The 15171-nt window shown below is 55.4% G+C and carries 14 protein-coding genes; 12 read left to right on the top strand and 2 right to left on the bottom strand.

Features of this window, described 5'->3' with window-relative positions:
- Positions 1–12 precede the first annotated feature (12 nt).
- From LBW88_RS14965 to LBW88_RS14920, 10 genes are all read left to right on the top strand, one after another.
- Positions 13–957, top strand: coding sequence for an ABC transporter permease (locus LBW88_RS14965; protein WP_224933356.1), 945 nt, complete (start codon positions 13–15; stop codon positions 955–957).
- Entirely contained in the window at positions 954–1811 is an 858-nt protein-coding gene (locus LBW88_RS14960) for an ABC transporter permease (RefSeq protein WP_224933302.1), read from the top strand. The genes LBW88_RS14965 and LBW88_RS14960 overlap by 4 nt, the downstream gene beginning before the upstream one ends.
- Entirely contained in the window at positions 1808–3418 is a 1611-nt protein-coding gene (locus tag LBW88_RS14955; RefSeq protein ID WP_224933303.1) for a dipeptide ABC transporter ATP-binding protein, read from the top strand. The genes LBW88_RS14960 and LBW88_RS14955 overlap by 4 nt, the downstream gene beginning before the upstream one ends.
- The gene (locus LBW88_RS14950) at positions 3415–4419 is read left to right on the top strand and encodes a putative FMN-dependent luciferase-like monooxygenase (protein WP_224933304.1); all 1005 of its coding nucleotides are present in this window, start codon (positions 3415–3417) and stop codon (positions 4417–4419) included. Before LBW88_RS14955 ends, LBW88_RS14950 begins: the two co-directional genes overlap by 4 nt.
- 12 nt (positions 4420–4431) lie before the next feature.
- Positions 4432–5535, top strand: a complete 1104-nt coding sequence (locus LBW88_RS14945) for an alkylhydroperoxidase domain protein (protein WP_224933305.1) — start codon at positions 4432–4434, stop codon at positions 5533–5535.
- 2 nt (positions 5536–5537) lie between these two features.
- The gene (locus LBW88_RS14940) at positions 5538–5909 is read left to right on the top strand and encodes a peptidase dimerization domain-containing protein (RefSeq protein WP_224933306.1); all 372 of its coding nucleotides are present in this window, start codon (positions 5538–5540) and stop codon (positions 5907–5909) included.
- Positions 5910–5932: 23 nt separating this feature from the next.
- Positions 5933–6787, top strand: coding sequence for a VOC family protein (locus tag LBW88_RS14935; RefSeq protein WP_224933307.1), 855 nt, complete (start codon positions 5933–5935; stop codon positions 6785–6787).
- A gap of 543 nt (positions 6788–7330) precedes the next feature.
- Positions 7331–8419 (top strand): ABC transporter substrate-binding protein, encoded by a 1089-nt coding sequence (locus tag LBW88_RS14930; protein WP_224933308.1) that lies wholly within the window; start codon positions 7331–7333, stop codon positions 8417–8419.
- Between the two features lie 73 nt (positions 8420–8492).
- A complete protein-coding gene (locus LBW88_RS14925) occupies positions 8493–10262 on the top strand; it encodes an ABC transporter permease (protein WP_224933309.1) in 1770 nt (589 codons plus the stop codon).
- Complete coding sequence (locus tag LBW88_RS14920) at positions 10255–11325, top strand: ABC transporter ATP-binding protein (RefSeq protein WP_224933310.1); 1071 nt, start codon at positions 10255–10257, stop codon at positions 11323–11325. Before LBW88_RS14925 ends, LBW88_RS14920 begins: the two co-directional genes overlap by 8 nt.
- Positions 11326–11542: 217 nt before the next feature.
- Here the strand turns inward: LBW88_RS14920 and LBW88_RS14915 are convergent, their stop codons facing one another.
- Positions 11543–12055 (bottom strand): SRPBCC domain-containing protein, encoded by a 513-nt coding sequence (locus LBW88_RS14915; RefSeq protein WP_224933311.1) that lies wholly within the window; start codon positions 12053–12055, stop codon positions 11543–11545.
- Between the two features lie 156 nt (positions 12056–12211).
- Between LBW88_RS14915 and LBW88_RS14910 the strand changes: the two genes are divergently transcribed.
- Positions 12212–13111 (top strand): LysR family transcriptional regulator, encoded by a 900-nt coding sequence (locus tag LBW88_RS14910; RefSeq protein WP_224933312.1) that lies wholly within the window; start codon positions 12212–12214, stop codon positions 13109–13111.
- Here the strand turns inward: LBW88_RS14910 and LBW88_RS14905 are convergent.
- Complete coding sequence (locus LBW88_RS14905; RefSeq protein ID WP_224933313.1) at positions 13108–13884, bottom strand: ABC transporter ATP-binding protein; 777 nt, start codon at positions 13882–13884, stop codon at positions 13108–13110. The two genes, LBW88_RS14910 and LBW88_RS14905, sit on opposite strands and share 4 nt — an antisense overlap.
- Positions 13885–14093: 209 nt before the next feature.
- Between LBW88_RS14905 and LBW88_RS14900 the strand changes: the two genes are divergently transcribed.
- A complete protein-coding gene (locus LBW88_RS14900; protein WP_224933314.1) occupies positions 14094–15167 on the top strand; it encodes an ABC transporter substrate-binding protein in 1074 nt (357 codons plus the stop codon).
- Positions 15168–15171: the final 4 nt, after the last annotated feature.

Raw genomic sequence — 15171 nt, 5'->3', positions numbered from 1 at the left:
GGCAGGCTGATGATGCAACGTTCTCTGCTGCGAAGAGTGGGTCAAAGTGTGCTGGTGTTATGGGCCGCGTTTACCCTGTCGTTCTTGCTGCTGCAGGTGCTTCCGGGCGATGCGGTACTGATTAAATTTCAGAACCCGGATCTGGGTTTAAGCCCGGATCAGATCGCGGAGATGCGGCTGGCTTATGGCGCGGATAACCCCCTTTGGCAGCAATATTTCCATACGCTGCTGGCGATGCTGCACGGTGATTTTGGCTATTCGGTACAGGCTGGCGTGTCAGTGAGCGATCTGTTGATCAGCAACCTGCCCGCCACCCTGCAGCTGGCCGTGCTGGGTTTTGCGCTGGCCACGCTGCTAGCCTTTGCGCTGGCGGCGTTATCTCGCTTGCCCGCGCTGCGCATGCTGCGTTCGTTGCTGCAATCCGTTCCTGCGCTGTTTATCTCGCTGCCGACATTTTGGCTCGGCATCGCGTTAATTCAGCTGTTCTCCTTCCAGTTGCGCTGGATACCGGTGATCAACCCATCGCCATTGCAGGGTTTAATCCTGCCGGTGATCACGGTGGCGATCCCGATCTCCGCGCCGCTGGCACAAATCCTGTTGCGCAGTATTGACCAGATTTCAACGCAGCCGTTTGTGGCGGTGGCGCGAGCCAAAGGCGCCAGCGAAAGTCGGGTTCTTTGGCGACACGTCATGCGCAATGCGCTGTTACCGGTACTCAACGTGGCTGGTCTGCTACTGGGCGAGTTGATCGCTGGCGCACTAATTACCGAAACCGTATTTGGTCTCAGCGGCATCGGTCAACTAACGCAGCAGGCGGTCAATAATCAGGATGTCGCTGTATTACAGGCGGTGGTGATGATCTCGGCGCTGGCCTTTGTCCTGATCAATCTGCTGGTCGATGTGCTGATGCCACTGTTCGATCCCCGTTTGCAACCTATCGCCGGAGGAAGCCGATGAGCCTCGTCGATTACGCTACCGCCCGCCAGCGCGGCGCCACTCCACGTCCGCAACGCCACTGGCATATTCAGCCCGGACTCTGGCTGGCCTGGGCGGTGATGCTGCTGGCCTTGCTGGCCGCGTTCGCGCCGGGTTTATTCACCCATTACAGCCCAACGCAAGGATTGCCCGGCGCGCAACGTTTAGCGCCGCAATCCGCGTATTGGCTCGGGACCGATCAGCTCGGCCGCGATCTGTTTACCCGAATTGTATACGGTGCTTCACAGTCACTGGCCGCCGCCTTTGCCGCGGTGGCGATGGGCCTGATTGGCGGCACCACGCTGGGTGTATTGGCGGGCGCCATGGGCGGACGCACGGAAAACACCCTGATGCGCCTTGTCGATGTGCTGCTTTCCATTCCCTCATTGCTGCTGTCACTCAGCGTGCTGATTCTGCTGGGATTTGGCACAGTGCATGCCGCGCTGGCCGTGGGGATTGCCTCCATCGCCAGTTTTGCCCGGTTGGCGCGTGGTGAAGTGGTGCGTGTGCGTCGCAGCGAGTATGTCGAAGCGGCCTACGGCAGCGGCGGCAGTTTTTGGCAGGTGCTGTGGCGCCACATCTTACCCAACTCGCTGACGGCGGTGATCGCCTTCGCCGCGCTGCAGTTTGGTCAGGCGATTCTGGCGCTCTCTACACTGAGCTTCCTGGGTTACGGCACGCCACCTCCCACGCCGGAATGGGGATTACTGATTGCCGAAGGGCGTAACTACCTGGCCACCGCCTGGTGGCTCACCACCTTCCCCGGCATCGTGGTGGTGGCCGTGGTGCTGGCGGCGAATCGGATTAGCCAACAGATCGCCGGAGGTCACGCATGAGTGTATTACTCGCAATAGAAAACTTATCCCTCAGCTATCAACAGCACGGGCAGTGGCGTGAAGTGGTTCACAACGTGAGCTTCAGCTTGCAGGCCGGTGAAATGGTGGCACTGGTGGGCGAGTCCGGCTCCGGTAAAACCACCACCGCACAGGCGATTATTGGCCTGATGGCCGAAAATGGTCGCCGTGACAGCGGCAAGATCGTGTTAAACGGCACCGACATTGCCGACTGGTCGGCTAAACGCATGGACAGCCTGCGCGGCGTCAGTATCAGCCTGGTGCCGCAGGATCCCGGCAACTCACTCAACCCGGTGAAAACCATCGGCGATCAGGTGGGTGAGATGCTGCAACTGCACCAGAAAATCAGCAAGTCTGAGCGCCAGCAGCGCGTACTGGAACTGCTGGAAAAAGTCGGGTTAAGCCATCCGCAACAGCGACTGACGCAGTATCCGCATCAGCTTTCTGGCGGCATGAAGCAGCGGGTATTGATCGCGATCGCCCTCGCCTTGCGCCCGCAAATTATTATCGCGGATGAGCCGACCAGCGCACTGGATGTCACGGTGCAGAAACGCATTCTGGATCTGCTGGATGTACTGCGCCGTGAATCGGGCACCGCTGTGCTGTTTGTCACGCACGATCTGGCGCTGGCGGCAGAACGCGCCGATCGGCTGCTGGTATTCCGTCACGGCGAGATTCAGGAACAGGGGCCAGCCGCTCAGGTATTTAACGCTCCACAACACCCTTACACGCGCCAGCTGCTACAGGATGCTTCGCCGGACCACACGGCGCTGGCGATTTCACCTGAAGCAAAGTTTTCCACACCGGCGATACAGCTTTCAGCCATCAACAAGCAGTTCTCGCTCGGTAAACAGCAGCAGTTACAGGTCGCCAGACAGGTCAGCCTGACAGTGCCACGCGGCACCACGCACGCACTGGTCGGTGAATCCGGCTCCGGTAAAACCACGCTGGCGCGCATTCTGCTGGGATTTGAACAAGCCGACAGCGGACGCATTGTGATCGACGGCATTGATGCCAGTGCGCTGCACGGTGAAGCGCTTCGTCAGCTCCGACGCAAAATCCAGTTCGTGTATCAGAATCCGTTTGCATCACTGGATCCGCGCCAGACGCTGTTTGCCATTATCGAAGAACCGCTGCGTAATTTCGAAAAAGTCAGTGCCGATGTTCGACGCCAGCGGGTTGAAGCCGTAGCTCAGCGAGTGGCACTGCCGCTGGAATTGCTGACACGTAAACCGCGCGAACTCTCTGGGGGTCAACGTCAGCGCGTGGCGATTGCGCGCGCACTGATTCTGCAACCGGCGATACTGGTGCTGGATGAAGCCACCTCGGCACTGGATGTCACCGTACAGGCGCAAATCCTGCAGTTGCTGCAACAGCTGCAACAGGAGCTGGGGCTGACCTATCTGTTTATCACCCACGACCTCGCCACGGTGCGTCGTATCGCACACAGCGTAACGGTGTTGCGCGCGGGCGAAGTGGTTGAGCAAGGTGACACCGTCACATTATTTAACGCACCGCAGCATACTTATACCCGTGCACTGATTGACGCTATCCCCGCTTTCCGTCCGCTGATTAAGGAGTCTGCATGACGCGTAAACGCATTGGCTTTTTCACCCGCCTGCTGGATGAGGTGTCGGCGCAAGAGCGCTATCGGCTCGCCACCGAACAGATTCAGCACGCCGAACGCTTGGGTTTCGACAGCGCCTGGATCGCTCAGCATCATTTTCATGAGAAAGAAGGCGGATTACCTGCGCCGCTGGTTTTCCTCGCTCACGTCGCCGCGCACACCCGTACGATTCGTCTTGGCACTGGCATTATTACGCTGGCGATGGAAAACGCGCTGCGCGTGGCAGAGGATGCCGCCGTATTGGATCTGCTCAGCAACCAGCGGCTGGAGGTCGGATTAGGATCGGGCGGCACGAAAACTTCTTTCCTGCCCTTTGGTTTAACCATCGATCAGCGCGCCAGCGTGTTTGCCGAGCAGCTGCACACGCTGCTGAGCGCCTGGCGCGGCGATACACTGGCCCATCCGGATAATCATCTCTACCCGCCCGCGCCAACGCTGGCACAGCGCGTGTGGATCGCCACATTCTCGGTTGAAGGTGCTGCGCGAGCCGGCGCCGCTGGCCATGGCTTGATGTTGTCACGTACGCAGCCGCGTCCGCCAGGCCAGCCTGATTTGCCGCTGGAGGCGATACAAAATCCGATGATCGATGCCTATCTGAACGCGCTACCGGACGATATTGCCCCTCGCATACTCGCCTCGCGCACCGCGTTTGTTGCTGATTCAAATGACTATGCGCGTCGCCTCGCGGAGCCAGGATTGCAGCGTCAGGCTGAGCAGTTTCAGGCTGCTGGCCACGTCATCACTGGCCATACGCTGGAAAGCCATGCGCGCCAGCTTGATGCGCACTTTGGCGATGCGCCTGCGGTGTTGGCGTCATTGCGCGCCGACTCCACCTTGCAACGTGTCACCGATATCACCTTCCAGGTGCACTCGATCGATCCGCCACACGCCGACATTCTGCGTTCCATTGAATTAATTGCTGACCATATCGCCCCTGAGCTACGCGCTCAGGAACAGGCTTAACAGGAGAATATGATGTCTCAACCCGTTGATTTACTGGCCGCCCTGGCGGATATCGACCCCGCATCGGAACTCGCGTTAGCACGTAACGAGCGCCACGCTGCCACTCAGCACACGCAAGGGAGTTACAATGTGCTGTTTGGTGAAGATAATGCAGACCTCCCTCTTCAATGGCGGTTTGCCTTAGCCGCGCAGGTCGCCGACTGGCACGGCGCCACCCGTTTACAGGCGCATTTTCAGCAGCAGGTGACGAATAAGGCACATGACGCGCGTTTCGCAGCCGGTCACGCCTTTGCCGAACTGCTTAGCCTGCACCCAGTGGATGCAGCCCCCAAACACCTTCAAAACCTGCAAAGCGCTGGCTGGACGCCGCGTGGCATCGTCACCCTCGCACAGTTAATCGCCTTTGTGAGCTTCCAGAGTCGTTTACTGACCGGCTTACGCCTGCTCAATGGCGAGCAGAGTGATACACAAGCGCACGCCGTAGCAGGCAAGTGGCACGATGCCCCGTTGACGTTGAGCGGTCAAACCGCCCTTACCGCCTTTACCCAACAGGAATTGGGCTGGGAACCCTGGCTGGCAGCTAAACCGCTCAATGAATTCACCGCCGATGAACAGGCTACGCTGAAGAAAAACGGCCACAGCGACTCCGATTATTTCCGCCTGCTGGCACGTCATCTGCCGCTGCTGGAACAGCGCACGCTGACTGACAAAGGCATCTTTTATACCGCTGGCGGATTGCCGCGTGCCGAGCGTGAACTGGCGGCCACGGTGGTCAGTAAAGTGAATGGCTGCATCTTCTGCGCCTCTGTCCATGCACGTAAAGCCAGCCAGTTATCAAAAGACGATGCGGCAGTACAAAAGCTGCTGAACGTTGCGCCGGGCGCAGAGTTGGCACACGGCCAGTCACCACGCTGGGCCGCAATTATTGACCTGGTCGCCACGCTCTCCATTACCCCTGTTGCCTCTAGCCTGCAGCAGGTGCAGACATTACGCGATCACGGCTTAAGTACGCTGGAACTGCTTGATGTGATCCAGTCCGCCGCTTTCTTTGCCTGGGCAAACCGTTTGATGTTGACGCTGGGCGAGCCCTTTTTACCTGAACAAGCACAAGGATGACCATGACCGGGAAAACCCATTCCACGCAGCGTTTTCACATCACCCTGACCGGCAAAGGCGCGCATGCCGCGCGCCCGCATGAGGGCATCGATGTGATTGTGATCGGTAGCCATATTATTTCCGCGCTCTATGCACTGCCGGTCCGACATCGACAATGGGATCTTGGTATTACGCGCATTACTGCTGGTAACAGCTGGAATGTGCTGCCTCAGACGGCAGAAATCGAGGGCATCGTGCGCAGTCAGGATCAGCATACCGATACGCAAATCACCACCCTGATTGCCGGCATTGCCGCCGGTTTTGGCGCGGAAACGCACGTCAACTGGCAGCCACTGTCAGCATCCGAACCGGACGCGCCAGCATGGGCGCGGTGACCATGAGAGCAAGGAGGAAAGCGATGGCGATTTCAGTACCGATTCCCCGTCTGGATCACGTAGGGATCAACGTGGCCGATCAGTTAGATGATGCCAGTGCGCTGTTTCGCCGGTTGGGGTTTCAGCTCACCGAACGCGGCCATCATTCGCTCGGATCCAGTAACCATCTGGCCGTGTTTGGTGATAACTATCTTGAGCTGCTCGGCTTCGAGCCGGGGCGCGCCAGTTTACGTCAGGATGTGTGGCAGTCACCCATTGGCCTGAGCGGGTTGGTGTGGAAGACCGACGATGCCGATGCGGTATGGCGTTATCTTGAGAGCCAGGACATTGATGGCGCTCTGCCCGCCAGTTTTTTCCGTCCGGTACAGTTACCCGATGGCAAAGAGGATCAGGCACGTTTCCGCACGGTGCAGTTACGACCGGCGCTGGTGCCGAATGGGCGCAGTTTCTTTTGCCAGCACGAGACCCCACATGCGGTGTGGCAGGATGTATGGCGTCAGCATCCCAACGGCGTGACCGATATTGTCGAATTTGTGGTGGTGGCGCAGGATCCTGCGGCGGCGGCACAACCTTACAGTCGGCTGTTTGGGGCGAATGCGCTCACCGCCTGCCAGGAAGGTGCCTTCGTATTAAAAGCGGGCGTGGCAACCGTGCGCTTCGCGGCTGCAGGATATGTCACACAGCGTTTCGCCGGATTACCACCTGATTACAACGGCAGTGCACGCATGGCGGCGTTAAGCTTGCGTAGCACTGATCTGCGCAAGGTGAAAGCCAGCTTATTGCTGGGCGATATCCCGTTCCAGGAAGAGGAGTCCGCCCTAATCGTCAGCGCTGAAGTTGCCTTTGGCGTGGCGCTGCGGTTTCAGCAGTCAGCTTGAGTTTTGCGGGCGGCCCATGGGCCGCACCCTTTAAATAGCGCTCTTGAGCTGTGATCGCGGCTTACGTGGTGGCTAACCCTGGTATCAGAAGATCTTTACCCATTGCCCCTTTGTGCCATTTCATCACTTCCCTAAGGTTCTGTTAATCTTTAAACGTCAATATGCCCTCACTAACATGAGGGTATGAATGATATGAAATCGTTTTTGTTTTTCCAGTTTGATGAATGGATTGCCATATTGATGAGTGTTTTTACCATTACAGCCTTTTTTATTATTTGGTTTTTAACCTAACAACATCAATGAATTTTTTCATTGGGCATTTCAACATCCCTCATGCAATTAATCATTACATCGTAGATATTAATAACACCTTTTAAAAGCTTGCTTAATTTATAACGCCAATCAAGTAGCCCCCCATTTAAACGTCAGATTAATAACCTAACTAACTTCACAGATCCTGAAAAAAATTGACACTCTGATTGCATCGGAGTCGCAATGGGTTACTGTTAAATTCTTGTAACAAATGTAACCAAAAGGATCTGTATGAAAACCTCTCTGCGTTTTTTAACAACCTCAGTACTGGCAGGACTCTCCTTCTCTGCGCTTGCGGCTGTACCTGCTGGTTATCCCGCTGAGTATCAGAAAGTCATTGATGCAGCGACAAAAGAGGGAAAAGTGGTGGTGTATTCAACCACTGACACCAAAGCGGCGGGTCCGTTGATCAAAGGCTTTGAGTCACTGTATCCGGGCATCAAAGTTGAATATAACGACATGAACAGCACCGAACTCTATAACCGTTACATCAGTGAGCAGGCTTCGGGGAGCGGAAGTGGTGATGTGGTGTGGAGTTCATCCATGGATACCGCGCTGAAGCTGGCCACGGAATATGCGGCGGAATATGCCTCGCCCGAGCAGAGCAAAATACCAAAATGGGCAGTGTGGCAAAATAAAGCCTACGGCACGACCTACGAACCGGTGGTGTTTATTTACAACAATAAACTCATTCCAAAAGATACCGCGCCTGACTCTCACACCGCACTGGCTAAAATGATTGCAGCCGATCCGGCTAAATTCAAAAATAAAGTGACCACTTACGATATTGAAAAATCAGGATTAGGTTTCATGCTGACGGTTCAGGACAGCAAAGTGGATCCGCAATACAAAGAAAACCTGGCGGGGATGGCGAAAGGGGGTCTGACCGTACAATCTTCAACTGGCACCATGATGGAGCGCGTCTCTTCCGGCGAGAATTTAATTGGCTTTAATATTCTCGGTTCTTATGCCGAAGCCCGAGCGAAGAACGATCCGGCATTGGGCATCGCTTACCCGAAAGATTATATCCTGGTGCTGTCTCGCGTTTCGTTTATCACCGAAGAGGGTGAGCATGAGAACGCGGCTAAATTGTGGCTGGATTACGTGTTGTCAGAAAAGGGACAGAGTATCCTGGCGAATCAGGCGGACATCCCTTCCCTGCGCAATGATATTGAAGGCAAAAATGACATTGACGGTATGACCAAAATGCTGGGCGATGCTCTGAAGCCGATTCCGGTAGATGAATCACTGCTGGAATATCTGGAACCGGCAAAACGCCTGGAATTTATTAAACAGTGGCGTACCGCCGCCGGGAAATAATGCTCCCCACGTTATGCGCCCGTTGCGGCGCATAACATCTCCTTTCGCCTCCGGTGTTTGATAGGGTTGGCATATGAGCAGGTTACTGAAAAAGTGGCAGAGTTTGCCACGTGCATTGATTGTTCTGATCACGGCATTGGTTATTTACGTGCCGCTGATGTTTATTGTGGTGCAGAGTTTTCTCTCCGCGCCGTTCTTCGCCAAAAAGAAAGAGCTGACGCTCGGTTCCTTTGGATTTATTTTCTCCGACCCTGATTTTTACAAAGCGCTGGAGTCGGGCTTTATTCTGGCGTTTGGTCTGGTGATTATTGCTATTCCGCTCGGCGGTATTCTGGCCTTCCTGATGGTCAGAACCAACCTGCCTGGCCGCCGCCTGATTGAGCCATTGATTCTGGTACCGATCTTTGTTTCACCGATGGTGCTGGCCTTTGGCTATGTGGTTGCCGCAGGGCCGGTGGGCTTCTTGTCGCAATGGGCGAATCAACTGTTTGGCGTGGTGCCGTGGAACATCTACTCGATGACCAGCATCGTGGTGATCGCGGGACTCACACATGTGCCGCATGCCTATCTCTATATCTCGTCAGCACTGCGAAGCGTGAGCTCCGATGTGGAGGAAGCCGCGCGCACAGTCGGCGCTTCACCATTGCAGGTCATGACTTCCGTTAGCCTGCCGATGGTGCGCCCTTCGATCCTGTATGCCTGTGTGCTGCTGTTCTTCCTGGGATTAGAGGTGTTCGGCCTGATGCTGGTACTGGGCGATCCCGAAGGCAACATGGTGCTCGCCACCTACCTGTATAAGCTGACCAACAAGCTCGGCACGCCTTCCTACCACCTGATGGCCGCTGTCGCCGTGGTGCTGATCTGTTTTACCGTGCCACTGGTGATGCTACAGCGCTGGCTGATGCGCACCGCCAATCGTTTTGTCACCATGAAAGGCAAAGCATCTCAAGCTCGCGCCCTGCCGCTGGGGAAATGGCGCTGGATTGCCAGTGCGGTGGTGTTGGCCTGGCTGACAATCACCATCGGCGTGCCGCTTCTGGGCGTGGTGATGCGTGCGTTTATCTCGCACTGGGGTGTCGGCGTCTCCTTGTGGGATGAGATTTCCTTCGCGACCTTCCACAGTATCTGGGATCAACCCAATCTGTTGCGTGCCATCGTCAACTCGATGCTGATTGGTGTGATCGGCGGCGCGGTGGCGGTGATCTGTTATCTGTTTGTCGGCATTGCCATGCATCGCAAGCAGGATCAGGTTACGCGCTTCCTTGATTACAGCGTGCTGGTACCGCGCGCCGTGCCGGGTCTGTTAGCCGGTCTGGCGTTTCTTTGGGTGTTCCTGTTCATTCCGATGTGGCTCGATCAGTCACTGAAAAATGGCTGGCTCTCCAGTCTGCCGGTTGCTGACTGGCTGCGCGAAAACTTCATTGTTTGGCTCCGCTCGTTGCGTCAAACCATCTTTAGCGTCTGGCTGGCCTACACCGTGGTATGGATGGCTTATGGCTTGCGCCTGATCTCCTCAACGCTGTTACAGGTCGGCCCAGAACTGGAAGAAGCTGCACGCAGCGTGGGCGCCACCCCTGGGCAGACCACGCGTCACGTGACCGTGCCGCTGTCCCGCCACGGTCTGATTGGCTCCTGGTTGCTGATGTTCCTGATTTTTGAGCGCGAATACTCAACCGGTGTGTATCTGCTATCACCCGGCACCGAAACCATCGGTTCAATGCTGGTCTCACTGTGGTCAGCGGGCGCCATTGATATCGTGGCTGCGCTCTCCCTGATTAATATCGTGCTGGTGGTGATCGGCCTCGGCATCGCTTTACGCTTTGGAGTGAAATTACATGATTGAATTATCGGTAGATAACTTGCATCTGATGTACGGCGATAATCCTGTATTGAAAGGCGTATCGATGCAGTTGAAAAAAGGCGAAGTAGTTTCACTGCTGGGCCCATCAGGCAGCGGCAAAACCACCCTGCTGCGTGCCGTAGCCGGTCTGGAAAAACCGTCTCAGGGGCGTATCAATATCGGCAAGAATGTGGTGTTTGACGGCACGCCAAAAAGCGAGATTCCGGCTGAAGAGCGCAATCTCGGTCTGGTGTTCCAGTCCTACGCACTGTGGCCGCACAAAACCGTATTTGAGAACGTGGCCTACCCGCTAAAGTTGCGCAAAGTGGATAAGGCAGAAATCAATCAACGCGTGCAAGCGGTGCTGGATCAATTAGGGCTCGGGCATCTCGGCAAACGCCATCCGCATCAGCTTTCCGGCGGACAGCAACAGCGCGTGGCGATTGGTCGTGCGCTGGTCTACAACCCGCCGGTGATTCTGCTGGATGAACCGCTCTCTAACCTCGATGCCAAGCTACGTGAAGAGGCGCGCGTGTTCTTGCGCGAGCTGATTATTCGTCTCGGATTGTCTGCCTTAATGGTGACGCATGACCAGAACGAAGCCATGGCGATCTCTGACCGTATTCTGTTGCTGAATAACGGCGTGATTGAACAGCAAGGCACACCTCAAGAGATGTACAGCCAGCCCACAACGCTGTTTGCCGCTGAGTTTATGGGCAGCAACAATCGTCTGCATGGTAAAATCACCCATGTTGAAGGCGGCCGGGCGCGCATTGCTGGGGCAAAATGGGCGCTGTGGGGTAAACCAAGTGGCGATGTGCGGGTTGGACAGGAAGGCACAGCGGTGATTCGTGTCGAACGCATGAATATCGCTGACACCTCTGATGACAACGCACTTGAGCTGCCCTTGCTCACTAGCATGTATTTAGGCGATCGCTGGGAATATCTGTTCCGTACCGAGGGGGATGATTTCGCATTGAGGGCATATGGCAAAGAGTTCCGCGGCAATCAGCGTTTCCGCCTCTCGCTGCCGAAAGAGGATCTGTGGATTTTCGCTAAAGATTGATTGCCAGCAGGCAGGGGCGATTATGGTATAGGCGTCCTTTCGGCTAATGCCGATCAGTTATGCACTTTCGGCCGCCATAAATGGCGGCCCTACGATGTAAGTACATATTTACGTAGGGTGCGCATTCATGGGCACCAGCATAAATACGCATTTATTTGCTTAACTGACCAGCATTAGCATTTAGGTGGCTTTATTGAAATTTTTGGGCTTGTATTATCTATTGGCACGCTTTCGCAGCCGCAACCAAACCATCCAGCCAATCCTGATGACCGTTGATCATCGGATTGGGTTTCGCGCTTGCCAGCTCAACGGCCGGTTTACCGTTTTGCGTTTCCTGGGTCAGGATGCGCACGCGATTGTCAGAGAGATCTTCAATCAGCCAGGCGTGCAGAACATCTAATCGGTCGTCGCTGCCCACTTCACCCGCCCAGCCGTGCCAGGAAACACGGGCCGCTTCGCCGGCTACGGGCGCTACGTACTCGGTAACCTGCGCTTCCACCGGGAAGCCAAAGGTTTCGAAATAGAAGCGTACACCCTGCTCCAGTTCGGGACCTTTATTGTCATAGAAACGCGCATTCGCCGAGTTCTGGTAATAAGACGGCCAGAGTGACGGGGTATTCAGCAGCGGCCAGATATCCTGGGTACTCAAGCCCGCCACAATCACTTCGTTGGAACAGTAGTTGTCGCTAAAGCCCGGTACAAAACCTTCTGGCCAGTTAATCGCGTTCATTTTCATTTCATTCGTCTCAGCGTGGATAAATCGTGGCTGAAGTATCTGACCCTCAGTGAAATAAGACCAATCGCCATTATTTATTTTTAATATACGTTTTCGTGATATCTGGTGGCAGCGTATGATGAGGTATTGCCACGCCATCGCCGGAAGATGATGAAAACCGATATTCGCAACCTCGACCTCAATTTGCTCAAAGCGCTGGATGCCTTACTGGATGAGCGCAGCGTCACCCGCGCGGCGGAGCGTTTAGCCCTGACGCAACCCGCAGTCAGCGGCATGCTAATGCGTCTGAGAGAGTGTTTTGATGATCCGCTGTTCACGCGGGCGCAGCGCGGCGTTGTACCGACATTGCGGGCTTTGGAGTTGGCACAACCCGTGAAGTCGATTCTGGCGGAAGTGTCAGAGCTGTTGCAGCCCAAAGCCTTTGACGCTGCGACCGCCGAAATGACCATTAAAATCGCGGCCACCGATTATGCCCTGCGTGCGGTCATTGTGCCTTTTATGGCCGCGTTAAGGGTGCAGGCACCGGGTATCCGCGTGGCGGTATTGCCCGTTAATAACGAGCAGTTATCTGCGCAGTTTGAAAGGGGTGACATCGATATCGCGTTGATCACGCCAGACAGTGCCCCACCCGATCTGCACGCCCGCTCGCTGTACGATGAAGAGTATTTGTGTCTCATGCGCGAGGACCATCCGCTGTCTGCGCAGACAGGTTTAACGCTCGACAGTTTCTGCGCGCAGGACCACGCCTTAGTTTCCTACGTGGGAGGCAACTTCAAGGGTGTGACGGATGATGCGTTAGCCGCGGTTGGACGTTCGCGACGTGTGACACTTTCAGTGTGCAGTTTTTTAGTTTTACCTGAGATCTTACGCGTTAGTGATTTGATTAGCGTGGTGCCGCGTCGCTTAACGTACGATTTACCCGGTTTGAAGGTCTTGCCTCCTCCATTAGCTATCCAGGGGTTCAACAAAATCGTGGTCTGGCATGAGCGCACGCACCGCGATGCCGGGCACCGCTGGTTGCGTGAATTACTGTTCTCTACGGCGATTTAAGCGGCCGCCTGCTCATTCCCCAGCAGATTCAATATATGGCTGCGGAGTGCCACCAGCTTAGGGTCATCACGCCGACGCGGCCAGTGAAGATCCACCTCAATCACATCCACCACTTTCGCCGGTCGCGGGCTGAACACCACTACGCGATTGGCCATCACCAGCGCCTCTTCAACGTCATGCGTTACCATCAGCGTGGTGAACTGCTGCTCCTGCCAGAGATCAACAATCTCCTGCTGCATCCGCAATCGCGTCAATGAGTCAAGTTTGCCCAGCGGCTCATCCAGAATGAGCAGACGTGGCACATTCACTAACGCGCGAGCCAGTGCTGCTCGCTGGGCCATACCGCCAGACAGCTGATGCGGCCAGGCACGAGCAAAATCCTTCAAGCCGACACGATCCAACATTGCGTTAATCCGCTGCTCTTTAACTGCGCGGCTCTCGCCGCGAATCTGCAATCCCAGACCGACGTTGTCATACACCGTGCGCCACGGATAAAGCGTGGGATCCTGAAACACCACGACGCGCGATGGATCCGGAGCAGTAATGGCTTTCCCCTCTTCCGCCAGCAAGCCACTCGCCGGAGGTTCCAGTCCGGCAAGTAACCGCAGTAAAGTCGATTTTCCGCACCCTGAAGGCCCCAATAGCGCGACAAATTCGCCGGCTTTCACCTGTAAATTGATATTCTCCAGTACCGGTAAGTCACTGCCTTCAAGCGTAAAATGGTGATTCACTTTTTCAATGGCAATATTCACGCCTGACGAGGTCGTGGTCATATTTCGCTCCCGCTTAAATAATACTGAGCCGACAGTTATCAGCAAATAACCATAAGCTGCTCTCTCTCCTCATTGAAATAGCCTTTTCGGCAAACTTATCCGTCATTTTTCATAAAGAAAAACTGCATGACCTCATGCGGGATTGTTATTTGGTGGCGGGATATCGCTAAGCGATAGTGCCCGTGATCTTTAATGACAAGGAAAGCAGAATGGCAATGCAAAAATACTTTCTGAGCCGGCGCGCAATATTACGCGGTCTGGGTTTATTTAGCGCCGGTATAGCGGTGAATCCATTGTTAAGCAGCCATGTTTTCGCCGACGACAAACCGCTTAAAACTATCAAACTGGCGTGGGGACAAACGGCGGTGTGTCAGGCGCCGATTTCCGTTGCCCTGAAGCAGGGTTTCTTCAAGAAATATGGCCTCAACGTTGAACCGGTTAACTTCAGCGGCCCGACCGATGCGCTGCTGCAGGCGATCGCTACCGGGCAAGCCGATGGCGGCATTGGCATGGCGTTGCGCTGGCTGAAACCGCTGGAACAAGGATTTGATGTCGACCTGACCGTTGGCACCCATGGCGGCTGCATGCGCTTATTGACACCACAAAACAGCGGTATCCGCGATGTGAAAGATTTGGTGGGTAAATCTGTCGCGGTCAGCGATCAGGCCAGCCCGATTCGTAACTTCTTCGCTGTGCAGTTGGCGAAACAGGGCATCGATCCGGATAAACAGGTCAACTGGCTGCAATATCCGCCCGATCTGTTTGGCGAGGCGCTGCGCAAAGGCGAAGTACAGGCACTGGCCACCGATGATCCACAAGGTTGGTTGCTGAAGAAACAGCACAACCTGCTGGAAGTCGACAATAACCTGAAAGGTGAATACGCCAGCATGACCTGCTGTGTGCTGGGACTGCGCGGTTCACTGGTGCGCGACGATCCTGCCACCGCACGGGCCATTACTCAGGCGATTGTGGATGCACAGCAGTGGACTGCCGATCATCCCGCCGAAACCGCGAAAATCTTCCAGCCCTATGTGCCGGGATCGGTGCCGGTGGAGGACATCACCGCGATGCTCAAAGAGCACACCCACCACCACCACTCAACCGGTGCCCAACTGCGCAGTGAAGTCGCGACTTATGTTGAAGAGTTAAAGAAGATCAACGTGATTCGCCCGGATACCGATGCGAAGCAATTTGCCGAGCACTATGTGCCGCAACTGCTGCCTGCTGAATCCACCCATCAGCACGCCAGTAACATGGCGCACATGAGCAACATGTCGAGTTAAGGAG

This window comes from Pantoea sp. alder81, from assembly GCF_020179835.1.
Taxonomy (GTDB): domain Bacteria; phylum Pseudomonadota; class Gammaproteobacteria; order Enterobacterales; family Enterobacteriaceae; genus Pantoea.
The sequence above is the reverse complement of the archived record's forward strand: the minus strand, read 5'-3'. Positions and strand labels throughout refer to the sequence as shown.